We start from the raw sequence: 25212 nt of genomic DNA, 5'->3' as shown, positions 1-25212 counted from the left end.
CCGGGTGGGATTCGCCTGTGCCGGTCGAGAGTCGCGGGTCGGGCGGAAGGTGGGCAGTGGCAATGAAGACGGTTCAGCGCTTCATCGGCGGGCGTCGCGTGGCGGGGCGGGTCGCCACGACGCACCAGCGCAGCGGTCGGGTCCTCGGTGCGCTGCATCCGCGCACAGACCCTGTGCGGCATTAGGTGTTTCGTCCATTCCGGTCCTGGCTCACAGTGGACGGGGATTACGCTCTGGACCACAGCCGGTGCCCGCGACCTCGGGAGGCTTCTTCCCGATACCGACCAACCAGCGATCCGCTGTGGCAAGAGCCGACAGGTGGTTTGCGTGAACTGCGCGAGGAGCAGGTAGATGGCTTTGGACGACCAATTCCTGATGGATGAAGAGTTCGGTGCCGGCGGCATCAGCGGCTTGGATCCCTTGCAGATCCGTGAGGTGCTGGCGCTGTTGGCGGATCCCAAGGCGGCGCTCGCGGCCCCGGAACTGGCGGCGGAATGGGTGAAGATCCTGCTCGGGCTCTCGGATGTCGAGGTGCCCGAGCGCGATGCGCAGTACCGCGACAAGGCATGGCGGGAGCATCCGATCTTCCGGCGTCTCGCGCAGGGACACCTGGCATGGGCCAAATGGGTCGAGGACCGGACCGAGCGCGACGAAGGCACGTGGGAGAACCGGGAACGGGCGCGGTACGTGACCAACATCGTCACCGGTGCGCTGTCCCCGGCCAATCTGCCGATGACCAATCCCGCGGCGATCCGGAAGGCCGTCGAGACCGGCGGGCGGTCTCTACTGCGGGGTGCGCGCACGTTCGTCCGCGACGTCGCGACCAACGGCGGCATGCCGCACATGACCGACCCCAGTCCCTTCACGGTGGGGCTGAACGTGGCGACCAGCGCGGGCGCGGTGGTGTACCGCGAAGAGATGTTCGAGCTGATCCAATACAGTCCGACCACCGAGAAGGTGCACGAGCGACCGCTGCTGTTCGTGCCTCCGCAGCTGGGTCGTTACTACATTCTCGATCTCGCGCCGCAGCGTTCGTTGGTCGAACAGGCGGTCTCCAGCGGGATGCAGACCTTCATGCTGGTGTGGCGCAACCCACGCAAGGATCGGCACGCACGGCACGGTGAGTGGGGATTCGAGGACTACATGTCTGCGGTCGCCCGCGCCTTCGCCGTGGTGACGCAGATCGCCGGCACCGACGATCTCAATCTGGTCGGATTCTGCGCCGGCGGTGTCACCAGCGCCCTGACCCAGGCGTATCTGGCGGCGCGCGGCGAGAACCCGATCCACTGCGCGACGTACCTCGTCACCATGCTCGACACCCGGCGGCCGAACCTGGTCACGCCACTGACGACCCGCGGCGTCAGCAGCGAATTGAACAAGTTGGCAGACAAGGCGGCGGTCATCGACGCGAAGCGGATCGCGGACCATTGGGCCTGGTTGCGGCCCAACGACTTGGTGTTCGGCCACGTGATCAACAACTGGCTGCTCGGCGAAGAGCCGTCCGCCTACGACCTGCTGGCATGGAACGACGATCAGTCGAACCTGACCGCGAAGTTCGTCGCGGATACCACCGCGCTGATGGCGAGTGGAGTGCTTGTGAAGCCCGGCGGGGTGACCCTGCTGGACACCGAGATCGACCTGTCCCAGGTGAAGGTCGACACCTTCGTCGTCGCCGCGCAGACCGACCACATCACCACCTGGCGCCCGTGCTACATGACGAGCCAGGTGCTCGGCGGCGACAGCGAGGTCGTCATCGTGAACAAGGGGCACATCCAGACGCTCGTCAGCCCCATCGCCAAGTCACGCCAGAAGTACTGGGCGGGGCGCGCGGACGTGCCCGACCCCGACGCCTGGATCCGGCAGACCGAACAGCGGGCCGGGTCGTGGTGGCCGCACTGGATCGAGTGGTTGGCACCGCGGGCCGGCGAGGAGAAGCCGTCGCCCGAACGACTCGGAAGCCTCGCGCACCCGGCGCGTGAACCCGCCCCAGGACGGTACGTGCTGGAGAAGTGATGCGCGATCTTGAAGATACCCGCCATATCCGAGAACAGGACGGCTCATGAGTGACGCTGCACCCGATGAATTCGAGACGATCAAGGTCGAGCGCACCGGCCGCGTCGCGGTCCTGACGCTGAACCGTCCGGCCGCGCTCAACGCGCTCAACGAGGAGCTGATGCGGGAGACGGTGACGGCGCTGACCCGGCTGGACCGAGATCCGGCGATCGGGGCCATCGTGATCACGGGCTCGGACCGGGCATTCGCCGCCGGCGCAGACATCAAGGAGATGGCGTCCAAGTCGTATATGGACGTGTATCTCAGCGATTGGTTCTCCGCGTGGGATCAGGTGGCGAGAATACGCACGCCGTTGATCACCGCAGTGGCAGGCTACGCATTGGGCGGCGGTTGCGAGCTCGCCATGCACGGCGACATCCTGCTCGCCGCGGACACCGCGAAATTCGGCCAGCCGGAGATCAAGCTCGGGGTCATCCCCGGGATCGGCGGATCCCAACGTCTCACCCGCGCAATCGGCAAGGCCAAGGCGATGGATCTGTGCCTGACCGGGCGGACCATGGATGCGGACGAGGCCGAACGCGCCGGGTTGGTGTCGCGCATCGTTCCCGCGGCCGAACTGCTCGAGGTCGCGGTGGAGGTGGCCGCCACCGTCGCCGAGATGTCACTCCCGATCGCGATGATGGCCAAGGAGGCGGTCAACCGATCGTTCGAGACGAGTCTGCAGGAGGGGATCCTCTTCGAGCGCAGGATCTTTCATTCCACGTTCGCGACCACCGACCAGAAGGAAGGCATGGCGGCGTTCGTCGAGAAGCGGAAGCCGGGGTTCGTCAACGGCTAGTGGACGGGTTCGCCACCCACGGGGTCGGGTCCACGTCTCCGGGAGCCCCGCGATCACCGGAACCTGATGTCGATATCGATGTCGGGTTCTCGGTCGTGCACGGAGTCGTCGCGGGGGCCTCACCGTCCGACCGTGTGCGGTAGGCGGCGGAGCCGTCTGGGGATGCGGTCGATCATCCGCGGCAGAGACAATCCGCGTCAGTGCACAGCCGACACGTAGATCCCAGCGGATCAGGCCCGGGCAATGAGGCGTGCAACGGCGGGGTCGGCAAGCCTCAGCATCAACGCTATCTCTGAAATTCACAGGTCAGACAGCTTTCTACCCGGTGACGTACGAATCGGTGATCGGGTTTGCGCCGAACGACACATGCTACTTTTTGCACAGCTCCTGCGCGCTTTTCATCCTTGCTGGCCCAGTTCTCCGTGTGAAAAGGTGTGCTAGATCACAGCGACGATTCAGCGGCGATCTGAAGAAACGTGGATGAAGGACTCCTATGAGCGAGAACGTTCGGCTGAAACTCCACATTCCGGAGCCGAAGCGCCGGCCGGGCGACCAGCCCGATTTCACCTATGTGGACGTGTCCGCCCCGGGCGCAGTACCCAAGCCCGATATATCGATCCCGGCCACACAGCTGGGCGCCTATTCCGACGCGCTGATCAGAGTGCTCGACGACGACGGAAACGCCACAGGTCCGTGGGATCCGGGACTCGATCCGGAGACGTTGCGCCGCGGCCTGCGCGCGATGCTGCTGACACGCGCCTACGACGACCGGATGTTCCGTGTGCAACGGCAGGGCAAGACCTCCTTCTACATGAAATGCACCGGCGAGGAAGCGATCGCGGTCGCCCAGGCCTTCGCGCTGGACCGCCGCGACATGTGTTTCCCGACCTATCGACAGCAGGGGCTGCTGATCGCGCGCGACTGGCCCCTGGTCGACATGATGTGCCAGGTCCTATCGAACTCGCGGGACCGCCTCAAGGGCCGACAGATGCCCGTCTTCTACTCCACGAAGGAGGGCTGTTTCTTCAGCATCTCCGGCAACCTCGGCACGCAGTACAGCCAGGCCGTCGGGTGGGCGATGGCCTCGGCGCTGAAGGGCGACACCAGGATCGCCGCGGCGTGGATCGGCGACGGTGCGACGGCCGAGGGCGATTTCCATCACGCGCTGACGTTCGCGTCCGTCTACGGAGCGCCGGTGATCCTCAACGTCGTCAACAACCAGTGGGCGATCTCGACGTTCCAGGGCGTGGCCGGTGGCGAGCAGGCGACGTTCGCGGCTCGGGCTCTGGGATACGGCCTCCCGGGCCTACGGGTCGACGGCAACGACTTCCTGGCCGTCTATGCGGCCACGCGGTGGGCGGCGGAGCGCGCTCGAAACAATCACGGCGCCACCGTTATCGAGCTCTACACCTACCGGGCGGCCCCGCATTCCACGAGCGACGATCCGTCGAAGTACCGGCCGGCGAACGAGGAGAAGATGTGGCCGCTGGGCGACCCGATCGAGCGGCTGGAGCGGCACCTCATCGGTCTCGGTGAGTGGTCTGAGGAGCGCCACGCGCAGCAGGAGACGGCGGCTGCGACCGCGGTGACCGAGGCCGCGCAGGAGGCCGAGAGCTACGGCACGCTCGGCAATGGGGCCGTGCACAGCGCCAGCACGATGTTCGAGGACATCTTCAAGGAGACGCCGTGGCATCTCCGTGAGCAGCGCCAGCAGTTGGGAGTCTGACAGATGCCGGTCATGAACATGGTCGCGGCGTTGAATTCCGCGATGGATGTGATGCTCGCGAGAGATCCGGACGTCGTGATCTTCGGTGAGGATGTCGGCTACTTCGGCGGCGTGTTCCGCGCGACGGAGGGCCTGCAGAAGCGGTACGGACTCAGCCGCGTGTTCGACGCGCCGATCGCGGAGGCCGGGATCATGGGTGCGGCGGTCGGGATGGCCGCATACGGCCTGCGCGCCGTCGTCGAGATCCAGTTCGCGGACTACATCTACCCGGCGACCGACCAACTCGTGTCGGAGGCCGCGCGACTGCGCTATCGGTCCGGCGGCGAGTTCTCCGCGCCGCTCACCGTGCGCTCACCGTACGGCGGCGGTATCTTCGGCGGCCAGACGCACAGCCAGAGTCCCGAGGCGCTCTTCACGCACGTGTCCGGGCTCAAGACCGTGATCCCCTCGAATCCTTATGACGCGAAGGGGCTCCTGATCAGTGCGATCGAGGATGACGACCCGGTGATCTTCTTCGAGCCGAAACGGCTCTACACCGGCCCGTTCGAGGGGTACCAGGACCGTCCCGTCGTTCCGTGGTCCAAGCACCCCGCGAGCGAGGTGCCGGAGGGCTATTACACGGTGCCGCTCGGCAAGGCGAATATCGCGCAGGAGGGAAGCGAGGTCACGATCCTCGCCTACGGCACGATGGTGCACGTGTCGCTGGCGGCGGCACGCGATGCCGGGGTCGATGCCGAGGTCATCGACCTGCGCACGTTGTTGCCTCTCGATATCGAGACGATCGAGGCGTCGGTGAAGAAGACCCGACGCTGTGTGATCGTCCATGAAGCCACGCGCACCAGTGGATTCGGTGCCGAGCTGTCGGCGCTCGTACAGGAGCGGTGCTTCTACCACCTCGAAGCTCCGATCACCCGCGTGACGGGATGGGACACGCCCTACCCGCACGTACTCGAATGGGCGTACTTTCCCGGACCGACGCGTGTCGCCGAGGCGTTGCGCCAGACGATGGAGGCATGAATGGGCCGCTACAACTTCAAGCTGCCCGATGTCGGCGAAGGTTCGGCCGAGGCCGAGCTCGTCGGCTGGCAGGTCGAGCCGGGTGACACGATCGTCGAGGACCAGCCCGTCGTCGAGGTGATGACCGATAAGGCGAGTGTCGAAATCCCCTCTCCGGCCGCGGGCACGGTGGTTTCGGTCGTGGGTGCACCCGGCGAGATGCTCGCCGTCGGGTCGGTCGTTCTCGTGCTGGAGGTCGACGGGCCCGGTAACGCCGGCGACGAGGCGGCGCCGTCCGTTGTGCAGCCGCAGCCGGAGACTCCGCCGGCGGCAGAACCGCCTGCCGGTACGGAGCGCACCGGCGCACCCGCCGGCGAGGGTAACTACGTCTTCAAGCTGCCCGATGTCGGCGAAGGTTCGGCCGAGGCCGAGCTCGTCGGCTGGCAGGTCGAGCCGGGTGACACGATCGTCGAGGACCAGCCCGTCGTCGAGGTGATGACCGATAAGGCGAGCGTCGAAATCCCCTCTCCGGCAACAGGCACCGTCGTATGGGTGAAGGGCGCGCCCGGTGAGATGTTGGCCGTCGGATCGGACATCCTCATTCTCCAGGTCGCCGGTCCGGGCAATATGACGGCCGCTCCGGTGTCGAGCGAAGGCCCGTCGGAAGCACCGTCGCCGGCCGCAGTCGCGCCCGCGCGCGCCACCGTCGTACCTGCCGAGACGCCCGAGCGGCGGGCGGCGTCGCCCGCCACCAAGCCTGGATTCGCGACACGCACGCCCGGCGAGAAGCCGGTCGCTTCACCCGCGGTGCGGCGACGTGCGTGGGAGCATGGCGTCCAGCTGCAGTTCGTCCCGGGCAGCGGACCGGGCGGCCGCATAACGCAGGACGATCTCGACGCCTACGTGGAGTCGGGCGGTGCGCTCGGCACCGGTGCTCCGACAGGGCGCCAGCCGAAGACCGGTACCGAGGACGTCAAGGTCATCGGCCTGCGCCGGACGATCGCCAAGCGTATGCAGGACGCGAAGCGGCGGATACCGCATTTCTCCTACGTCGAGGAGGTCGATGTCACCGACCTCGAGGCGCTGCGTGTCACGCTGAACGCGCAGTACGCCAAGGACCGCGGAAAGCTCACACTCCTGCCGTTCCTCGCCAAGGCGATGGTCCGCACGCTGCCCGACTACCCACAGATCAACGCGCGCTTCCACGACGACGACGGTTTCGTCCGCCGCTACGACGGTGTACATCTCGGTATCGCCACGCAGACACCGACCGGACTGGTCGTGCCGGTCGTCCACCATGCGGAAGCGCTGACGCTCTGGGAATGTGGCGCAGAGGTCGCACGACTCGCGGCAGCGGCCCGCGAGGGCAAGGCGTCCCGCGACGAGCTGTCCGGCTCGACGATCACCATCACGAGTCTCGGTGCCCTCGGCGGCCTGGCGACGACGCCGGTGATCAACTATCCGGAGGTTGCAATCGTCGGTGTGAACAAGATGATCGAGCGCCCGGTGGTGCGCGGCGGTCAGATCGTCGTACGCAAGATCATGAATCTGTCCTCGTCGTTCGACCATCGCGTGGTCGACGGCTGGGACGCGGCGGAGTTCGTGCAGCGCATCCGTGCCCTGCTCGAGACGCCGGCAACCCTCTTCGTGGAGGACTGAGCCCATGGGGAACGAAGTGAAGACCAAGGTTCTCGTCGTCGGCAGTGGCCCGGGTGGCTACGTAGCCGCGATCCGGGCCGGGCAGCTGGGGCTCGATACGACGATCGTCGAGAGCGAGCGTCTCGGCGGCACCTGCCTCATCCGCGGCTGTATCCCGTCGAAGGCGCTGATCCATGTGGCCGGCAAGTTCGAGGGGATGCGCCATGCGGCGGAGGCCGACGACCCGCTCGGTATCCGGCTGAGCGAGCCGCCCACGCTCGATCTGTCGAAGACGATCGCGTGGAAGGAGACGGTCGTCGACAAACTCAACGGCGGCGTCGGCATGCTCCTGAAACGGGCGAAGGTCAAGGTCGTGCCGGGTTGGGCGACATTCTCCGACGCGAAGACCTGCACTGTCACCGGCAGCGGCGAGCCCGTCACGATCACCGCCGAGCACGTGATCCTCGCCAACGGATCGATACCGGTCGAACTGCCGAACCTACCGTTCGGTAACGATATTCTGTCCTCGACCGAGGCGCTGTCCCTGTCTGAGTTACCCGAACGGCTCGCCGTCGTAGGAGGCGGATATATAGGTCTGGAACTCGGCATCGCGCTGCGGAAGATGGGCGCGGACGTCACCGTCGTCGAGGCACTCGACCGCATCCTGCCGGTCTACGACGACCAGCTCACCGCGCCGATTCGCCAGTGGCTCGACGCCGCCGGTATCACAGTGCATCTCGGTACCAAGGCGATGAGTTTCACCGAAGGCGAGAACGGGAAGCGCCTGGTCGTCGAGAAGGACGGCGAGCAGTTGGAGATCCCCGCAGACAAGGTGCTCGTAACGGTCGGCCGGCGTCCCAATACCAAGGGATGGGGTCTGGAGACGATGGCCGTCGACATGAACGGGCCATTCGTCAAGGTCGACGACCAGTGCAAGACCTCGGTGAAGAACGTGTGGGCGATCGGTGACCTGGTAGGTGAACCGATGCTGGCGCACAAGGCGTCGGCGCAGGCGGAGATGGTGGCGGAGATCATTGCCGGGAGACAGCGACACTTCCGGCCGGCGGCGATTCCCGCCGTGTGCTTCACGGAACCGGAGATCGTCTCGGTCGGTCTGTCGCCGGACGAGGCGAAGGCGGCCGGTATCGACGCGATCACAGGGGTGTTCCCCTTCTCGGCGAACGGCCGGGCCCTCTCGATGGAGGGCGCCGCGAACGGGGGGTTCGTACGCGTCGTTGCGCGCGGCGACAATCATCGTGTCATCGGCGTACAGGCCACCGGCGCTCACGTGTCCGAGATGTCCGGCGAGTTCGTCCACGCCATCGAGATGGGCGCGGTGCTCGAGGACATCGCCGGCACGGTGCACGTCCATCCGACGCTGACCGAGGGCTTCCATGAATCCGCGCTGAAAGCACTCGGACACGCGATCCATATTTGAGTCATCCGGTTCTCGTCAGGGCGAGCGACTCACGATTCTCCCCGAATGCGGGGCACGAGAGATGCACGCATGCCGCACGGCATGTTCGCTGTCGCGGCGGATGCCCTCTTCTGGGGTGGTCATTGTTTATTTTGAAATATGTAGAGAGGTGATTTGATGACGGATTCGCAATCGGACTCAGAACCGTCTGCCGTGACTCCCGGGCCGCTGTCCGGAGTGCGCGTCCTCGAGCTGGGTAGTTTCGTGGCGGCGCCTTTCGCGACACGCCTGTTCGCCGACCTCGGTGCCGATGTGGTGAAGATCGAGCGCCCCGGACGGGGAGACGAAATGCGTGGTTGGCGGCGGTGGCGCGGTGACACCTCGATGATGTTCCGCACCATCGCGCGCAACAAGCGGTCGGTGACCGTCGATATGAAGACTCCCGCGGGCGCAGACCTGGTGTTGGCGATGGCCGCCGAGTGTGATGTCGTCATCGAGAACTTTCGGCCCGGCACGCTCGAGCGTATGAACATCGGCCCGGACCGCCTGACCGAGGTCAATCCGGACCTGGTCATCGTCCGGATCTCCGGGTACGGGCAGAACGGACCGTATGCCCACAAGGCGGGCTTCGGCGGCGTCGCGGAGGCATTCGGTGGACTCCGTTACATCACCGGCTATCCCGACCGCCCCTCGGTGCGCGCGGCCGCACCGATCGGGGACGTGTTGGCCGGACTGCACGCAGCTGTGTCGGCCTTGGCGATGTTGCTGGCACGGGCCCGCGACGGTGAGCACAGCAGGCCGTCCGTGGCCGACGTCTCCCTCTACGAGTCGGTGTTCATGGCAGTCGAGTCGCTCGTCCCCGACTTCGAGGCCTACGGGATCAACCGCAAGCGCACCGCGGGAAATCTCCCCGGGGTGGTGCCCAGCGGGGTCTATCCCTGTCGCAACGGCGGCTCGGTCATGATCGCCGGGAACTCCGGAGGTGTGTTCGGCCGCCTGATGCGTGCGGTGGATCGCCCGGACCTCGGCGACGATCCAGCGCTGGCCGACGGGGACGCGCGGTATCAACGTGAGGCCGAACTGGACCAGGCGATCGCTGCCTGGACCTGTCAGCGGTCCCCGGCCGAAGTGGTGAAGGTTCTCGACGAGGTCAGCGTGCCCGCGGGTGAAATCCTCAGCGCCGCCGATATCGTCGACAATGAGCATTATCGAGCACGCGGCATGCTTCAGCCGCAGAAGATCCGGGTCGAGAGTGAATTCGAGGAGATCGACCTGCCGGGCGTGGTGCCACAGTTGGATGGTGCGCCGATCCGGATCCGCTGGGCAGGTCCCGACCTGGGTGAACACACCGACGAGGTGCTCACCGAGCTGCTGGGGCTTGATGACGCCGCGATCACCGGACTCCGCGAGTCCGGTGCCATCTGACCTCGACGACCCGACATCATCGGAAACGGAGCCGCGCCAATGAATCCCATCATCATCACCGACGTCGTCCTGCGGGACGGACTCCAGGACGAGCAGGTCATCGTCCCCACCACCCGCAAGGTGACCATCGCTCGCGCCCTGGTGGATGCGGGGGTGACACAGATCGAGGCAGGGTCCTTCGTCTCACCCTCCCGGGTCCCACAAATGGCGGATGCCGAGGACCTTTTCGGCGCCCTGCCACGTGTGTCGCGGGTCGAATACTCCGGCCTCGCCCTCAACTCGCGCGGAGTGGAACGTGCCGTGCGATGTGACGTCGACGTCATCGAAGTAGCGGTCTCCGCCAGCTCCGCGCACAGCGCCGCGAACGCCGGGAAGAGCACCGAGGAGGCCTTGTCGGATATCAGCCAGACGGTGGCGAGGTACCCCGACCAACGCTTCATCGCCGCGGTGTCTACGGCCTTCGTCTGTCCTTTCGCCGGCGTGATCACGGCCACGGAGGTCCTGCAGCTGTGCGAGAAGCTGCACAGCGCGGGATTCGACCACATCGCACTGGCCGATACCCTCGGGACGGCGCCGACGGCGCACGTGCTCGACACCGTCGAGCTCGTGCAGCGTGAACTGCCCGACGTGGTGCTCGGCCTGCATCTACACAACGCCGGCGGGCAGGCGTTCGACACCGTGCTCTCGGCGGCGACCGAACTCGGAATCGTTCATTTCGACGCAGCGCTCGGCGGGTACGGCGGCTGTCCCTTCGCCCCCGGTGCACACGGCAACATCGCCACCGAGGACCTGGTCGATCGGCTTCACCGCCATGGCATGGACACCGGCATAGATCCCGATCGGCTCGCCACCGCGGTCGTCGAGCTCCGTAGCGCCCTCGCGGACGCTCCGCCGCTCGTCGCGACCACCGAAGCGAACGGACGCCCGGGGTAGCGGGTGCCGTTTCGACGATGAACGCCTCTGGAGCGAATCGGCTGCGAATTGTGCGGCGCCGCACACCGCGTGTGTCGAAAGGGGCGTTGTCCGCAAATGTGACGTGGGGCACACTGTGGGGTGTATTGCTGCTGTATGCAGTCGGAACCGTCCAGCGGGAGATGGTCGAGCGCGCATCCTGACGTGGCCTTGTTTCTTCTGCGCCTCACCGTTCTGCCTCTTCAGCTCTAGTTTTCTCCCTGATATGTTTGGAGGCTTCCGTGGCCGGATCTGGAACACCCGTCGAATCCCTGGGTGAATTGGGCGAGCGCACGCTCCGAAAGGTGAAGTGGCGTACCCTGCCGCTTATCGTATTCTTGTATTTCCTGGCGTATCTGGACCGGACCAACGTCGGTTTCGCGAAGCTGGAGATGAGTCACGCCATCGGGCTGTCCGAGGCCGCGTACGGGCTGGGGGCCGGCATCTTCTTTATCGGTTATGCGATTTTCGAGATCCCGAGCAACGCCGGCATGATGCGGTTCGGCGCCCGCAAGTGGATCGCCCGGATCCTGGTGACCTGGGGTTTCTGCGCGGCGATCATGGCGGCGGTGCAGAACGAGGCCACGTTCTACATCGTCCGGTTCCTGCTCGGTGCGGCCGAGGCGGGCTTCTTCCCGGCCGTCATCCTGTACTTGACCTTGTGGTTCCCGGCCCGTCAACGGGTGACGGTGTTGGGCATCTTCGTGCTCGCGCTGCCGATCTCGAGTGCAATCGGCGCGCCGGTCTCCGCGCTACTGCTGAACATGGACGGCTTCCTCGGCCTGGCCGGGTGGCAGTGGCTCTACATCTTCCAGGGTGTTCCCGCCATGCTGATGGCCGTCGTCGCCCTGAAGATGTTGACGGACTATCCCCGGGACGCGAAGTGGTTGACCGTCGAGGAGCGCACCTGGCTGCAGAACACCATGGACGCTGAGGACGCGGCCAAGTCCGAGGGCTCCGAGCACAAGCACAGCTTCATGGCCGGCCTGAAGGATCCTCGCGCGCTGGTCTTCTCGGCGCTGTACTTCGGCCTCGCGGCGGGGCTCTACGGACTCGCCCTGTGGTTGCCGACGATCGTCAAGGCGATGGGGCACCTGTCGACAACGGCAGTCGGATTCATCGTCCCGATTCCTTACGTGTGTGCGGCGTTCTTCGTCTACTTCTGGAGCCGGAACTCGGACCGCACAGGTGAACGGGTCCTGCATACCGCGGGTGCGCTGTTGCTGTCCGCCATCGGCATGGCCGCTTCCGCATTCCTGCTCGCGACCAGTCCGGTGTTGGCGCTGGTGGGACTCTGTGTGGCTGCGATGGGCGTATTCGCCGCGATGTGCCCGTTCTGGGAGCTGCCGGCGACGGCGCTGGCCGGGGCGGCCGCCGCGTCCGGCATCGCGCTGATCAACTCGCTGGGCAACCTGGGTGGCTTCGTCGCGCCGTACGCCGTCGGGATCCTGTCCGACGTGACCGGCGATTCTAAGGCCGGTCTGTTGCTCCTGGCCGCATTGCTGTTCCTCAGTGGCGTCGGCACCTTCTTCTACGGGCGAAAGATCCACGCCGGGCAGGTGCCCGCCGGTACGGACGAGGATCTGAGCGAAGGAGATGGCCGCCTTCGACCTGCCGGTTGAAGAACTGCAGCATTCCGGCGATCCGAGAGAGGCGAGTAGTCACCGCCGACACCCGAATAGTCCAACGTACCGTGGTCAGCCCGCCGTATCGAGAAGTAGGAGTAGTGAACTGATGGCCGAAGATTCGAAGATCGATATCAAGCCCCGTAGTCGTGATGTGACCGATGGCCTGGAGAAGACCGCCGCCCGCGGCATGTTGCGGGCGGTGGGTATGGGGGATGAGGATTTCGCCAAGTCTCAAATCGGTGTGGGGTCGTCGTGGAACGAGATCACGCCGTGCAATCTGCCGTTGGATCGGTTGGCCAAGGCGGTCAAGGAGGGGGTGTTCGAGGCCGGCGGTTACCCACTGGAGTTCGGCACCATCTCGGTGTCCGACGGAATCTCGATGGGCCACGAGGGCATGCACTTCTCGCTGGTCTCCCGGGAGGTGATCGCGGATTCGGTGGAGACGGTGATGATGGCCGAGCGGCTGGACGGCTCGGTGTTGTTGGCGGGCTGCGACAAGTCGCTGCCCGGCATGTTGATGGCCGCCGCCCGGCTGGACCTGGCCTCGGTATTCCTCTACGCCGGCTCGATCCTGCCGGGTCGGGCGAGGCTGTCCGACGGCACCGAGAAGGAGGTCACCATCATCGACGCGTTCGAGGCGGTCGGCGCCTGCGCGAAGGGGTTGATGTCGCGCGCGGATGTCGACACCATCGAGCGGGCGATCTGTCCCGGCGAGGGTGCCTGTGGCGGGATGTACACCGCCAACACCATGGCCAGCGCCGCCGAGGCACTGGGCATGTCGCTGCCTGGCAGCGCCGCGCCCCCGGCCACCGATCGGCGCCGTGACGGGTTCGCCCGCCGGAGCGGGCAGGCGGTCGTCGAACTGCTACGTCGCGGCATCACCGCCCGTGACATCCTGACCAAAGAGGCGTTCGAGAACGCCATCGCGGTGGTGATGGCCTTCGGCGGGTCGACGAACGCGGTGTTGCACCTGCTGGCGATCGCCCATGAGGCCGGGGTGAAGCTCACCCTGGACGATTTCATCCGGGTCGGCGCCAGGGTGCCTCATCTGGCCGACGTGAAGCCGTTCGGTTCGTATGTGATGAAGGACGTGGACGAGATCGGTGGGGTGCCGGTGGTGATGAAAGCGCTGCTGGATGCCGGGTTGCTGCATGGGGATTGCCTGACGGTGACAGGCCGAACGATGGCGCAGAACCTGGCGCACATCGCGCCGCCGGACCCCGACGGAAAGGTGCTGCGCGCGCTGGCCGATCCGATCCACCCGACCGGCGGCATCACGATTCTGCATGGTTCGTTGGCGCCCGACGGCGCAGTGGTCAAGTCGGCCGGCTTCGATTCGGATGTGTTCGAGGGCACCGCTCGGGTCTTCGAGCGAGAACGCGCGGCGTTGGATGCGTTGGAGGACGGCACGATCGCGGCCGGCGACGTCGTGGTCATCCGCTACGAGGGCCCCAAGGGCGGCCCGGGCATGCGTGAGATGCTGGCCATCACCGGTGCGATCAAGGGCGCGGGGCTGGGCAAGGACGTGCTGCTGATGACCGACGGCCGGTTCTCCGGGGGCACCACCGGGCTGTGCGTGGGGCACATCGCGCCTGAGGCGGTCGACGGCGGACCGATTGCGTTCGTCCGCGACGGCGACCGGATCCGGCTCGACGTCGCCAGCGGTACCCTCGACGTACTCGTCGAGCCCGACGAATTCGAGGCCCGTAAGGCCGGATTCGAGCCGCTGCCACCCAGGTACACCACCGGCGTGCTGGCCAAATACACCAAACTCGTCGGCTCGGCTGCCGTCGGCGCAGTCTGCGGGTAGCCCCCCGCTGGACCGGCTGGCGGGTCCAGCCGGGCCGGCCGGGCCGCGTCCTTCACCACGGCATCAGTTCGTCCTGTCGTTCTTCGACCATCTCGCGAATCGCCTGCATGACCGTGGCGGTGACCGGGCGGCGCAGGCGTCGGGGTGCGAGGCTGGCCGTGAAGGTGAGCGTGACCGCGACCTCCGACGGGAGAACCCGTTGCAGGGTGGGCATGCTCTCCGCGACGAAGGCCGGCAGTAGACCGATCCCGGCGCCGGCCAGCGTCGCGGCCGTCTGTGCCTGCACGCTGGTCGACCCGAAGGCCACTCGATAGCTGGGAGTCAGACGGGCGAGTAGGTCGAGGTCCTCGACGCGAAGCAGCCCCTCGATGTAGTAGATCAGTGAGTGCTCGGCGAGATCCTCGACCGTTCGCGGTAGCCCGCGTTCCTCCTCGTACTCTCGGGAGGCGTAGAGCCCCAACCGGTAGTCGGTGAGCTTCTCCGCCCCGGGTCGACCCAGCAGCGACTCACCGACGCCGATCTCGATATCAGCGCCGATGCCGTAGGCGCTCAGGCGAGTCTGGGTGACGAGCTCGACGATCAGTCCGGAGTTGATCCGGTGGAGGTCCGCCATCAGGGGAGCCACGAACTTCGCACCGAACGCCTCCGTCGATGCAAGTCGAATCAGCCCCGTCAGTTCGCGTCCGTCCGGCTTCGTATTCGCGAGGTCGCGTACGTCGGCGAGGGCGGCTTCGATCTGCTCACACGATTTGAGCAGATCCCTGCCCAGGTCGGTCATCTCGCATCCATGGACGTGTCGGACGATGACCGCGCCATGCAGCTCGGCCTCCAACGCCGATATCCGCCGGGACACCGTGGAGTGGTTCAAGCCCAGCGCGGATGCGGCGCCGACGAGCGATCCGCACCGGGCGATCTCGAGTAGAACGACGAGGTCGTCGGCACGCATGTGTCTTCGCCTCTCTCTACAGTTCGTTCGTGGCGAACAGCGGACCCGGTTCGGGCTTCTCAGTGACTGAATCGTACCCGGTCGGGTTGCTCCAGAGTGCGGCAATCGGATCGTCCGCATCAGGTGCGATGATCGGCGACTGAGGAACGGAAGTGCTTGTCCTGGTGGGATTCTTGTTCACCGATGGGGTCGACCGACGATGTCAGGCGGGATCGGCGTGATCGAGGAACGCAGAGATCGCCGCGCTGGTCTCCGCGGCACTGGACCGGAAGAAATGATGTCCGTCGTGTAGAACCTGGAGGCGGCTGCGCGGGATCATCCGCGCCATGATCTTGGCGTTGACCAACGGAACGATAGGGTCGTCGTCGCCGGCGAGGATCAAGGTCTGCTGCTGTAGGAAGGGCATCAGCGGCATGCCGCTCCATCCGACGACGGACAGTTGCTGGAAGAGGTAGCCCACGGGGCTGGTGCGGAGCCGGGGCATCTCGACGAGCGCCGGCGGGTTGGTGCGCGCATCGCCGCCGTAGAGGTCGCCCTGGATCCGTCGCGCATACTCGCGGTCGTTGAAGCGCCGCGGTGTCGCCAGTTTCATCAGCGTGGACAACCTGGCCGGTACCATCGGGGCACCCTGCATCGATGCGACGAGGACGAGCCGACGGCAGCGTCGCGATGCCTGAAATGCGAACTGCTGGGCTAGCATTCCGCCCCAGGAGAATCCGAGTACGTCCACGCGCCGGTATCCCAATCGGGCGAGCAAGCGCTCGATCAGGCAGGCGAACATGGGAAGTGTGTACGGGTGTCGAGGCAGGGTGGACTCGCCGACCCCCGGCACGTCCAACAAGATGGTCTCGATCCCGTCGAGCTGCTGGGCGAGTGGCAGCAGGAGCTCGAGACCCGCCCCGAGGCCGTTGAGCATCAACAGGGGTGTGTGTCCGGCACCTCCCGGCTTGATCGCGTACCGGATTCGTTCGCCCATGACGTCGAGGTAACCGATTCGAACCTCGTCGGGTATGTCGTGACTGCCGGCTTCACGCATTCGCGTCACGTCCCCGACCTGTCCGCGTACGACGATTCGTCATGAGGAACTCCCTTGCCCCGGTGGCTGTCTCGTAGCAGTTTGCGATGTCCGAAGTGGTCGGTGTCAGGATGGGCGGCGCGCCCAGTAGCCCAGGCGCTTCGTGGGAGAGCCGAGGATCTGATAGACGGTGTCGACCAGCGCTTGACCGCGATCATTGATTCCGGTGCCGACGGCGTGCCGATTCAGGGTGTAGCCGAACGACATTCGATACCCAGGGTCGGCGAAGGCCACCTGACCACCCAGACCCGAGGTGCCGAAGGCGTCTTCGCCGAAGCGCAGGCACGTCGCGGCTGGGTTCACCCAAGACTTGGAGTATCCGATGGAATACGCGGTGCGGATTCCCAGCACCGCATCGACGTCGCTCGCCGCCTGTGGATACCGCAATCCGATGGCGGCCTCCTCGCTGAGCAGCCGAACACCCCGATGTGATCCACCGAGTGCGAGGGGGGCGTAGTGACCGGCGAGTCCACGCGCGTTGCTGACGGCGCCGGACGCCGGCAACTCGGCGGCGTGCGCCTCCCGGCTGTCCCAACTCGAGAACCAGCCGCCGGAGTTGGTCGCGATCAATTCGAGTATCGACCCCGGAGCGGGCGGCGAGGCGACGCCGGCCGGGATGCTGGGCGCGACCCGCGGCTCGATGTCCGCCGGCAGCCCGATCCAACAATCCAGGCCGAGCGGTTCGGCGATCTCGTCCCGGAGGAACGTACCGATGCTGCGCCCGTCCACCCTGGACAGCAACTCGCCCAGAATGAAGCCGATCGTGAACGAGTGATAGCCGGTCCTGGTGCCGGGCTGCCAGAGTGGTGCCTGTCGTTCGAGCAGTGCGACCATCGCGTTCCAATCGCACATGCCGCCCGGCGGAACCCGCCCGGTGACGTGTGCCACCCCGGACTGGTGCGTGGCCACCTGCCGCACGGTGATCTCGGACTTGCCGTTTCGGCCGAACTCCGGCCAATACCGGGCCACGGGCTGGTCCAGGTCGATCCGACCTCGATCGACCAGCATAGTGAGGCATGTCGCTGTGAGGCCCTTGGAGCAGGACATCACGACATTCACCGTGTCGCGGTTCCACGGCTGACCGGTCTTCGGATCCGCGATGCCTCCCCACAGGTCGACCACGGTCTCGCCGTCGACCATCACGCAGACGGACGCGCCCAGCTCACCGCGTTCAGCGAAGTTCCGCTCGAACTCTTCGCGCACGCGCTGGAAACGGCTGTCGCAATCTCCGCCGATCAGCTGCTGCGTAACGGGACTCGGGTGCGGGTTCGTGCCGGCGAGGGAGTGCGATGGGCATTCCTCGGGCAGCCTTCCGCCGGTTTCTTCGATCATCGCCGGTTAATAGTCCTTCAGCTCGGAGAGTTCGGGATAGGAGGATTGCCGCACAGCACTTGTGCGCGGATGCACCTTTCGCAGAAGTCGACATTCCGGTCCGTGTGAGATGCACAGTCGATGTGCGACGTTGGAGCTTGCCGCCGGCGTACGTTGTGAGGAGTATCACTTTCGACAACACGGCGGAACGGGTTGCTGTGCGATGTCGCGCCGTCGGCACACCGGCGGTACGTGCGAGATCGACTGCGCACCTTGGTTTTCGGCAAGATCGAGAGGACCCCCATGTCGACCGATGTGCGATCTTCGAATGCGGACGCAGCCACGGGTGCCGCGCCGCACAGCCGCGCCGTCACCTCCGATATCGGCCGGTACCGACACACCGACTTCTTTGCTATGAGTGATTTCCTCACCGAAGACGAGCGCGCAAGTCGCGACGCGGTGAGCGCATTCGTCGACGATGAGATCCTGCCGAATATCAACCACTACGTCGAGAACGCCGAATTTCCATTCCCGCTCGTCTCCCGATGGGCCGAGCTCGGATTCGTCGGCGGCAGCGTCAAGGGATATGGCTGCCCGGGGCTGACCCCGTTGGCGGAGGGGGTGATCGCCATGCAGCTCGCCCGTGGGGACGGGAGTATCGCGCTCATCAACTCGGTGCACAGTGGGCTGAACTGCCATGTGATCGACATGCTGGGTTCCGAGGAGCAGAAGCAGCGTTGGCTGCCGAGCATGGCCCGGTGCGAGAAGCTCAGCGCGTTCGCGCTCACCGAACCCGATCACGGTTCGGATGTGGTGCGGATGTCGACCAGCGCGCACCGGGACGGCGACCACTGGGTCCTCAACGGAGCCAAGCGCTGGATCGGGTTGGGCAGCTTCGCGGACCTGGTGCTCGTGTGGGCGCGCGACGAGGACGACGGTGGTGTCGGTTGCTTCGTCATCGAGCGTGGTGGTCAGGAGGAGGTCGAGGGATATCACGCGACGGTGATGACCAGGAAGACGGCCATGCGCGCGATGCTCAACGCCGATATCCGGCTCGAGAACGTGCGGGTCCCGGTCGAGAACAGGCTCCCGGGAGCGACCACCTTCGCCGACTGCAACCGCTGCCTGACCAAGAGTCGGCAGTCGATCGCGTGGGACGGGTTGGGGCACGCGATCGCGGCGTACGAGTCCGCGCTCGCCTACGTCCTGCAGCGGGAGCAGTTCGGCAGGCCGCTGGCGAAGTTCCAGCTGATCCAGGACAAGCTCGCGAACATGGTGGCCGACATCACCGGCATGCAGATGGTGTGTGTGCGGTTGGCGCAGCTGCAGGCCGAGGGCAGGGTCAAGCTCGAGCACGCCGCGCTGGCCAAGCTGCAGACCGCGGCGGGCGCACGCAGGGTCTGTGCGATGGCTCGCGACATGCTCGGTGGCAACGGTGTACTGCTGGACTACCACGTCGCTCGGCATCACAGCGACGTGGAAGGCCTCTACACGTTCGAGGGAACGGACACCGTCCAGGCCCTGATCGTCGGCCGGGCGGTCACGGGGATGTCGGCCTTCGTATGACCCGCCGCTGTGTGATCCGCCACCGTGTGATCCGCCGCTGTGTGATCCGCCACCGTGTGATCCGCCACCGTGTGATCCGCCGGCCGCGGTATCCGCCGGGCGGGGTTGTTTAGTTGGACGTCCAAGTATATAGTGACGGGTGCCACACCGTATTCGAATGCGGTGCACCCGACCTCGGATCAAGGAGCGACTGCAGATGGCGTCGATACGCACGATTCCGCACTTCATCGATGGCAAGCGGGTCGAGGGCACCGGCCGCAGCGCCGATGTGTTCGACCCCAGCACCGGCAAGGTTCAGGCGACGGTGCCGCTGGCGTCTACCGAGGACGTCGCGCGGGTCGTCGCCGGCGCCAAGCAGGCACAGCGACAATGGGCGGCGTTCAACCCGCAGCGTCGCGCCCGGGTGCTGATGAAGTTCGTCGAGTCGGTCCAGCAGAACATGGACGAGCTGGCTTCGCTGTTGTCCAGTGAGCACGGCAAGACGCTGGTCGACGCACGCGGTGACATCCAGCGCGGTCTCGAGGTGATCGAGTTCGCCATCGGCATCCCGCACCTGCTCAAGGGTGAGTACACCGAGGGCGCCGGTACCGGCATCGACGTGTACTCCCTGCGTCAGCCACTCGGCGTGGTCGCCGGGATCACTCCGTTCAACTTCCCGGCCATGATCCCGCTGTGGAAAGCCGGACCGGCCTTGGCCTGCGGCAACGCCTTCATTCTCAAGCCGAGCGAGCGAGACCCCTCGGTTCCGGTGCGCCTCGCCGAACTGTTCGTGGAGGCCGGTCTGCCGGATGGGGTGTTCCAGGTGGTGCATGGCGACAAGGAGGCGGTGGACGCGCTGCTCACCCATCCGGATGTCAAGGCCGTGGGCTTCGTCGGTAGCTCCGACATCGCTCAGTACATCTACCGGACCTGCGCTGAGAACGGTAAGCGCAGCCAGGCGTTCGGCGGCGCCAAGAACCACATGATCATCCTCCCGGACGCGGATCTGGACCAGGCGGTGGACGCCCTGATCGGTGCGGGCTACGGCTCCGCCGGCGAGCGGTGCATGGCGATCTCGGTGGCCGTCCCGGTGGGCGAGGACACGGCGAACCGGCTGCGTGAGCGCTTGGTGGAGCGGATCTCCCAGCTGCGCGTAGGCCACAGTCACGATCCCAAGGCGGATTACGGGCCCCTGATCACCCCGGCCGCTGTCGAGCGGGTGCGCGGCTACATCGCCGCGGGTGCCGCGGCCGGCGCCGAACTCGTGGTGGACGGCCGCGAGCGTGGCAGCGACGACCTGACGTTCGGCGACGCCGACCTGTCCGGTGGCAACTACCTCGGCCCCACGCTGTTCGACCACGTGACCAAGGACATGTCGATCTATACCGACGAGATCTTCGGCCCGGTGCTGTGCATCGTACGGGCACAGGACTACGAGGAGGCCCTCGCGCTGCCGACCGAGCACGAGTACGGGAACGGGGTCGCGGTGTTCACCCGTGACGGTGACGCCGCCCGCGATTTCGTCAGCCGCGTGGACGTCGGCATGGTGGGCGTGAACGTGCCGATCCCGGTGCCGGTGGCCTATCACACCTTCGGCGGCTGGAAGCGGTCCGGCTTCGGTGATCTGAACCAGCACGGCCCGCATTCGATCCTGTTCTATACCAAGACGAAGACGGTGACTTCGCGCTGGCCGTCCGGCATCAAGGACGGCGCGGAGTTCTCCATCCCGACGATGCACTAGGAGCAGTCGACGTGCCATATCCGAATCTGAGCGGCGACGACCTGGCCATCGTGGAGATGGCGCGCGACTTCGCCCGCAAGCGACTCGCGCCGAATTCCCTCGAGTGGGATGCGACCAAGCACTTCCCGATCGCCGAGATGCAGGAGGCCGGCAGCCTCGGCATGGCCGGCATCTATACCCGTGAGGACGTCGGAGGGTCCGGGCTCCGGCGGCTCGACGGAGTGCGGATCTTCGAGGAGCTCGCCAAGGGCGACCCGGTGACCGCCGCTTTCATGTCCATCCACAACATGTGCACCTGGATGGTGGACACCTACGGCACCGAGGACCAGCGCAAGGAGTGGGTCCCGGGGTTGGCCTCCATGGAACTGATGGCCAGCTACTGCCTCACGGAGCCCGGCGCCGGGTCCGATGCGGCGGCTCTGTCGACCAAGGCGGAGCGCGACGGTGACACCTACGTGCTGACCGGGACCAAGCAGTTCATCAGCGGTGGCGGAGCATCGGATGTGTACGTGGTCATGGCGCGGACCGGTGGCGCAGGGCCCAAGGGGATCTCGACGTTCATCGTCGAGAAGGGAAGCGAGGGGCTCTCCTTCGGCCCCGCGGAGCTGAAGATGGGCTGGCACAGTCAGCCGACGGCGCAGGTGATCATGGATCGCGTGCGGGTACCGGCGGCGCGCATGCTCGGCGGCGAGGATGGGGCGGGTACCGGTTTCGGGATCGCGATGAATGGGCTGAACGGTGGCCGGCTGAACATCGCGGCCTGTTCGATGGGCGGGGCACAGGCCGCGTACGACCTGGCGCTGCGGTACATGAGCGAGCGGGAGGCGTTCGGGCGCAGGCTGATCGACGAGCCCACCATCCGATTCACCCTCGCCGACATGGCGATCGGGCTGGAGGCCTCGCGGTTGTTGCTGTGGCGCGCGGCCACCGCACTCGACGAGGGCGACCCCGACAAGGTCGAGCTGTGCGCCATGGCGAAGCGATTCGTCACCGAGACCTGCTACCGCGTCGCGGATTCGGCCCTACAGCTGCACGGCGGCTACGGCTACCTGCACGAGACCGGCGTCGAGAAGATCGTCCGGGATCTGCGCGTGAACCGGATCCTGGAGGGCACCAACGAGATCATGCAGATGGTGATCGGCCGAGCCGAAGCCGCCCGCGTCAGTGGTGGTGCGAAATGACGCCACGCGAGCTCGGCGACGGGCGGCCGACGGTGATCGCGTTCCTGGGGCTGGGCCACATGGGTGGCCCGATGGCCAAGAACCTCGTCGCTGCGGGGCACACGGTGATCGGCTTCGATCCGGTGCCGGCCGCGGTCGAGGCGGCACGGGCCGACGGCGTGACGACGGTGGAGACGGGGGGCGAGGCCGTCGCCGGTGCGGATGTCGTGATCACCATGCTGCCGCACGGCGCGGCGGTGAAGGCCGTGTACGCCGAGATCCTGCCGGCCGCGAAGCGGGGGGCGCTGCTGATCGACAGCTCCACCATCTCCGTCGACGACGCGCGCGCGGTGCACGCCTCCGCGGTGGCGGCCGGGTTCCTCCAGGTGGACGCGCCGGTGTCCGGCGGCGTGAAGGGCGCCTCCGCCGGCACCCTGGCCTTCATGGTGGGCGGCGAGGACGAGGCATTCGCTGCCGCGCAACCGATCCTGGATCCCATGGCGGGCAAGGTGATCCACTGCGGTGGACCTGGCAACGGCCAGGCCGCGAAGGTGTGCAACAACATGATCCTCGCGGTGCAGCAGATCGCGGTGGGCGAGGCCTTCGTGCTCGCCGAGAAGCTGGGACTGGCCGACCAGGCGCTGTACGACGTCGTGACCGGCGCGACCGGCAACTGCTGGGCGCTGCATACCAACTGCCCCGTGCCGGGGCCGGTCCCGGGGGCACCGTCGGGCAACGACTTCACGCCCGGGTTCGCGACCGCACTGATGAACAAGGATCTGGGGCTGGCGATGGACGCGGTGGCGTCGACCGGGTCGACCGCCCCGTTGGGCACACACGCCGCCGAGCTGTACCGGGCATTCGCAGCCGATCACGCCGGGCTGGACTTCAGTGCGATAATCACCACCCTGAAGTAGATCCGGTGCGATCCGCGGTCGACGTGATCGACGCGGGCGAGGTCTCGAGGGGGTGCGATGGGCAGCGACGGCACGGTCGTCGGCGACGGTCGGCCCGATCCCATCGCGCTCGCTCGGGCGAACTGGGAACGGGCCGGCTGGGGCGGTGACATCGCGGTCGGGATGGAGGCCGTGACGTCCGTGATGCGCGCCCACCAGATCATGCTGGCGCGGGTCGAGCACGCGCTCAAGCCGTTCCGGCTCACCTTCGCTCGCTTCGAGCTGCTGCGGCTGCTCGCATTCAGTCGGCGGGGTGCGCTGCCGATCTCGCGGGCGAGCGCGCGGCTACAGGTGCACGTGTCGTCGGTGATGCATGCGATCGACAGGCTCGAGCGCGCCGGTCTCGTGGAGCGGCAGCCGCATCCGACCGATGGACGCACCACCCTCGTCGCGCTGACCGACGCCGGTCGGGACACGGTGGCGGAGGCGACCGAGGCGGTCAACGAGGTGTTCGCCGATCTCGGGGGCGCGATCGGTGCCGCGGACAGTGAGAAGCTGGTGGCCGCCATTCGCGTCCTGCGCCGGGAGAACGGGGACTTCTGAGGGCTCCGCCTGCGCCTGCGTCCGAGATCGACGCCTGAGCGGCGCGCCCCCGCTGTTCCGGGCCCCTGCGCCGCACACGTGTCGGTATCGGCGGCGCTCAGGCGTGCGGTGGGTCGACCTGCGGATCCTGTCGCTCCGGTCGGGAGCGGCCGCGACCGGACAGGTGGCCACCGCCCCAGCTGCCGCTGCTGTAGGCGTCCACCTCCACGACGTACCCGCCGGGCGTCCCGTCGGGGAGGGAGAGGGTCACGGTCGGCCCGTCGGCGACGCCGAGGTAGCTGCGGATCCCGTCGACGACCAGGAATACGCGCGCGTGGGCGAATTCGGTCCGGTCGCCTGTGGCACCGGCGTCCCAGTGCACGGTGAGGCGGCGTCCGTGAGCGGTGGCGTCCACCCGCAGGACGGCGAGTTCCGCATGCCCGGCCTCGGCTCGGGACCTGTGCCGCACGTGCACGAGGCTACGCCCGACCGGCTCGGCTCATGCCCGTGTGATGCCACGGCACTTCCGGGCGGCGCGAGCGAGGTGCGGTTGCGGCCGCTCTGCAGCCTTGCGCCCACCGGCATCGCCATCGCCGCTGCGGCGGCCGAACGCGCGCCGCGCCGCTGACCGCACTCGTGGCGCAAGTCCGATAAAGCGGGAAATGACGCCGTTCCATCCCGGTGAACAGGCGACCACACGCCACTTCCGCCTGCAGCGCGCCTAGCATCTGCTCCCATGGCCTGGTTGGACACGTGGTGGAACGACGAAGTGGTGAACGGCTACAAGGGGCCGCTGTTGTTGAGCTTCGTGGCGTTCGTGATCACGTTCGCTACGGTTCGCACGATCACGCGCATGATCCGGGCGGGCAGGGGACCGTTCCACAACGTCAGTAGCGGCGGCGTGCACATGCACCACTCGACGCCGGGGGTGCTGATGCTGATGCTCGGCGCGTTCATGGGGGTGGGCTCGCCGCCGCTGTCCGCGTGGACCTACGTCGCAGCCGTGCTGATCGGGGTGGGCAGCAGTCTGGTGCTCGACGAGTTCGCGATGATCTTCCGACTGCAGGACGTGTACTGGTCGCAGGAGGGCGAGCTGTCGGTGAACATGGTGACCCTGGCCGCTGCGTGTGTCGGGCTCGCCGCCACGGGGGTGTCGCCGGTGGCCGTGAACAACCTCGCAGCCGGGGCCGCGGTCGCTCGGACGGTGGTGTTGCTGGCGCTGGTGGTGCACCTGGTCTTCGTGGCGGTGACGGTGCTCAAGGGCAAGTACCCCACGGCGCTGGTCGGCTTCTTCATCGAGCCGGTGTGCTGGGTCGCGGCATTCCGGCTCGCCCGCCCGACGTCCCCGTGGGCGCGGCACCGCTACTCGCCCGAGAAGATGGCGCGCGCGAAGCAGCGCGCGGCCGAGTTCGACAAGCGCTGGGCGCCCGTCCGGGCGCACTGGGACGACCTCGTAGGCGGGACACCCTCGCAGCCCGATCCCGGGGCGCCCGCGCAGGTCGCGGCGGCGCCGG

General features: G+C 66.8%; 20 protein-coding genes. 16 read left to right on the top strand and 4 right to left on the bottom strand.

The window, feature by feature from the left end; translation table 11 throughout:
* Positions 1 to 351: 351 nt before the first annotated feature.
* The 10 genes from ABD908_RS15065 (at position 352) to ilvD (ending at position 14442) form a co-directional block, all read left to right on the top strand.
* Positions 352 to 2013, top strand: a complete 1662-nt coding sequence (locus ABD908_RS15065) for a PHA/PHB synthase family protein (protein WP_344997328.1) — start codon at positions 352 to 354, stop codon at positions 2011 to 2013.
* 46 nt (positions 2014 to 2059) lie between these two features.
* On the top strand, positions 2060 to 2851 hold the full coding sequence (locus ABD908_RS15060) for an enoyl-CoA hydratase (protein WP_344997326.1): 792 nt from the start codon (positions 2060 to 2062) through the stop codon (positions 2849 to 2851).
* Positions 2852 to 3344: 493 nt separating this feature from the next.
* Positions 3345 to 4577 carry a thiamine pyrophosphate-dependent enzyme gene (locus ABD908_RS15055; protein WP_344997324.1) on the top strand — a complete coding sequence of 411 codons (1233 nt, stop codon included), beginning with the start codon at positions 3345 to 3347 and terminating at the stop codon, positions 4575 to 4577.
* Between the two features lie 3 nt (positions 4578 to 4580).
* A complete protein-coding gene (locus tag ABD908_RS15050) occupies positions 4581 to 5594 on the top strand; it encodes an alpha-ketoacid dehydrogenase subunit beta (RefSeq protein WP_344997322.1) in 1014 nt (337 codons plus the stop codon).
* Positions 5595 to 7232, top strand: coding sequence for a 2-oxo acid dehydrogenase subunit E2 (locus ABD908_RS15045; protein ID WP_344997320.1), 1638 nt, complete (start codon positions 5595 to 5597; stop codon positions 7230 to 7232).
* A 4-nt stretch (positions 7233 to 7236) separates the two neighbouring features.
* Positions 7237 to 8649 (top strand): dihydrolipoyl dehydrogenase, encoded by a 1413-nt coding sequence (gene lpdA, locus ABD908_RS15040; RefSeq protein WP_344997318.1) that lies wholly within the window; start codon positions 7237 to 7239, stop codon positions 8647 to 8649.
* Positions 8650 to 8805: 156 nt separating this feature from the next.
* The gene (locus ABD908_RS15035; protein WP_344997316.1) at positions 8806 to 10053 is read left to right on the top strand and encodes a CaiB/BaiF CoA transferase family protein; all 1248 of its coding nucleotides are present in this window, start codon (positions 8806 to 8808) and stop codon (positions 10051 to 10053) included.
* Between the two features lie 39 nt (positions 10054 to 10092).
* On the top strand, positions 10093 to 10986 hold the full coding sequence (locus ABD908_RS15030) for a hydroxymethylglutaryl-CoA lyase (protein WP_344997314.1): 894 nt from the start codon (positions 10093 to 10095) through the stop codon (positions 10984 to 10986).
* Between the two features lie 323 nt (positions 10987 to 11309).
* Positions 11310 to 12626, top strand: a complete 1317-nt coding sequence (locus ABD908_RS15025; RefSeq protein ID WP_344997312.1) for an MFS transporter — start codon at positions 11310 to 11312, stop codon at positions 12624 to 12626.
* A gap of 112 nt (positions 12627 to 12738) precedes the next feature.
* Positions 12739 to 14442, top strand: coding sequence for a dihydroxy-acid dehydratase (gene ilvD / locus ABD908_RS15020; protein WP_344997310.1), 1704 nt, complete (start codon positions 12739 to 12741; stop codon positions 14440 to 14442).
* A gap of 52 nt (positions 14443 to 14494) precedes the next feature.
* Here ilvD and ABD908_RS15015 read toward each other — a convergent pair whose 3' ends face one another.
* From ABD908_RS15015 to ABD908_RS15005, 3 genes are all read right to left on the bottom strand, one after another.
* Entirely contained in the window at positions 14495 to 15388 is an 894-nt protein-coding gene (locus tag ABD908_RS15015) for a LysR family transcriptional regulator (RefSeq protein WP_344997308.1), read from the bottom strand.
* A 202-nt stretch (positions 15389 to 15590) separates the two neighbouring features.
* On the bottom strand, positions 15591 to 16364 hold the full coding sequence (locus tag ABD908_RS15010; RefSeq protein ID WP_344997306.1) for an alpha/beta fold hydrolase: 774 nt from the start codon (positions 16362 to 16364) through the stop codon (positions 15591 to 15593).
* Between the two features lie 165 nt (positions 16365 to 16529).
* Positions 16530 to 17795: a serine hydrolase domain-containing protein gene (locus ABD908_RS15005; RefSeq protein ID WP_344997304.1), complete on the bottom strand. Its 1266-nt coding sequence runs from the start codon at positions 17793 to 17795 to the stop codon at positions 16530 to 16532.
* A 393-nt stretch (positions 17796 to 18188) separates the two neighbouring features.
* Between ABD908_RS15005 and ABD908_RS15000 the strand changes: the two genes are divergently transcribed.
* The 5 genes from ABD908_RS15000 (at position 18189) to ABD908_RS14980 (ending at position 23719) form a co-directional block, all read left to right on the top strand.
* Positions 18189 to 19340, top strand: coding sequence for an acyl-CoA dehydrogenase family protein (locus ABD908_RS15000; protein ID WP_344997302.1), 1152 nt, complete (start codon positions 18189 to 18191; stop codon positions 19338 to 19340).
* Between the two features lie 196 nt (positions 19341 to 19536).
* Positions 19537 to 21060 (top strand): CoA-acylating methylmalonate-semialdehyde dehydrogenase, encoded by a 1524-nt coding sequence (locus ABD908_RS14995; RefSeq protein ID WP_344997300.1) that lies wholly within the window; start codon positions 19537 to 19539, stop codon positions 21058 to 21060.
* 11 nt (positions 21061 to 21071) lie between these two features.
* On the top strand, positions 21072 to 22241 hold the full coding sequence (locus tag ABD908_RS14990; RefSeq protein WP_344997298.1) for an acyl-CoA dehydrogenase family protein: 1170 nt from the start codon (positions 21072 to 21074) through the stop codon (positions 22239 to 22241).
* Complete coding sequence (mmsB, locus tag ABD908_RS14985; RefSeq protein WP_344997296.1) at positions 22238 to 23137, top strand: 3-hydroxyisobutyrate dehydrogenase; 900 nt, start codon at positions 22238 to 22240, stop codon at positions 23135 to 23137. The genes ABD908_RS14990 and mmsB overlap by 4 nt, the downstream gene beginning before the upstream one ends.
* A 57-nt stretch (positions 23138 to 23194) precedes the next feature.
* Positions 23195 to 23719, top strand: coding sequence for a MarR family winged helix-turn-helix transcriptional regulator (locus ABD908_RS14980; protein WP_344997294.1), 525 nt, complete (start codon positions 23195 to 23197; stop codon positions 23717 to 23719).
* 97 nt (positions 23720 to 23816) lie between these two features.
* Here the strand turns inward: ABD908_RS14980 and ABD908_RS14975 are convergent, their stop codons facing one another.
* Entirely contained in the window at positions 23817 to 24167 is a 351-nt protein-coding gene (locus tag ABD908_RS14975; protein ID WP_344997292.1) for a hypothetical protein, read from the bottom strand.
* Between the two features lie 267 nt (positions 24168 to 24434).
* Here ABD908_RS14975 and ABD908_RS14970 point away from each other — a divergent pair.
* A partial coding sequence (locus ABD908_RS14970; RefSeq protein ID WP_344997290.1) for a hypothetical protein occupies positions 24435 to 25212 on the top strand: 778 nt, incomplete at its 3' end.

Origin of the sequence: Tsukamurella soli (assembly GCF_039541155.1) — a bacterium.
GTDB classification, from domain to species: domain Bacteria; phylum Actinomycetota; class Actinomycetes; order Mycobacteriales; family Mycobacteriaceae; genus Tsukamurella; species Tsukamurella soli.
Note: the sequence above shows the minus strand (reverse complement) of the source record. Positions and strands in the feature narration are given on the sequence as shown.

Coding starts and splice junctions, on each gene's coding strand:
- ABD908_RS15060 (WP_344997326.1), top strand. CDS start 2,060: ATGAGTGACGCTGCACCCGATGAATTCGAGACGATCAAGGTCGAGCGC.
- ABD908_RS15065 (WP_344997328.1), top strand. CDS start 352: ATGGCTTTGGACGACCAATTCCTGATGGATGAAGAGTTCGGTGCCGGC.
- ilvD (WP_344997310.1), top strand. CDS start 12,739: ATGGCCGAAGATTCGAAGATCGATATCAAGCCCCGTAGTCGTGATGTG.
- ABD908_RS15015 (WP_344997308.1), bottom strand. CDS start 15,388: ATGCGTGCCGACGACCTCGTCGTTCTACTCGAGATCGCCCGGTGCGGA.
- ABD908_RS15050 (WP_344997322.1), top strand. CDS start 4,581: ATGCCGGTCATGAACATGGTCGCGGCGTTGAATTCCGCGATGGATGTG.
- ABD908_RS15000 (WP_344997302.1), top strand. CDS start 18,189: ATGAGTGATTTCCTCACCGAAGACGAGCGCGCAAGTCGCGACGCGGTG.
- ABD908_RS15030 (WP_344997314.1), top strand. CDS start 10,093: ATGAATCCCATCATCATCACCGACGTCGTCCTGCGGGACGGACTCCAG.
- ABD908_RS15055 (WP_344997324.1), top strand. CDS start 3,345: ATGAGCGAGAACGTTCGGCTGAAACTCCACATTCCGGAGCCGAAGCGC.
- ABD908_RS15045 (WP_344997320.1), top strand. CDS start 5,595: ATGGGCCGCTACAACTTCAAGCTGCCCGATGTCGGCGAAGGTTCGGCC.
- ABD908_RS14995 (WP_344997300.1), top strand. CDS start 19,537: ATGGCGTCGATACGCACGATTCCGCACTTCATCGATGGCAAGCGGGTC.
- mmsB (WP_344997296.1), top strand. CDS start 22,238: ATGACGCCACGCGAGCTCGGCGACGGGCGGCCGACGGTGATCGCGTTC.
- ABD908_RS15010 (WP_344997306.1), bottom strand. CDS start 16,364: ATGGGCGAACGAATCCGGTACGCGATCAAGCCGGGAGGTGCCGGACAC.
- ABD908_RS15035 (WP_344997316.1), top strand. CDS start 8,806: ATGACGGATTCGCAATCGGACTCAGAACCGTCTGCCGTGACTCCCGGG.
- ABD908_RS14980 (WP_344997294.1), top strand. CDS start 23,195: ATGGGCAGCGACGGCACGGTCGTCGGCGACGGTCGGCCCGATCCCATC.
- lpdA (WP_344997318.1), top strand. CDS start 7,237: ATGGGGAACGAAGTGAAGACCAAGGTTCTCGTCGTCGGCAGTGGCCCG.
- ABD908_RS15005 (WP_344997304.1), bottom strand. CDS start 17,795: ATGATCGAAGAAACCGGCGGAAGGCTGCCCGAGGAATGCCCATCGCAC.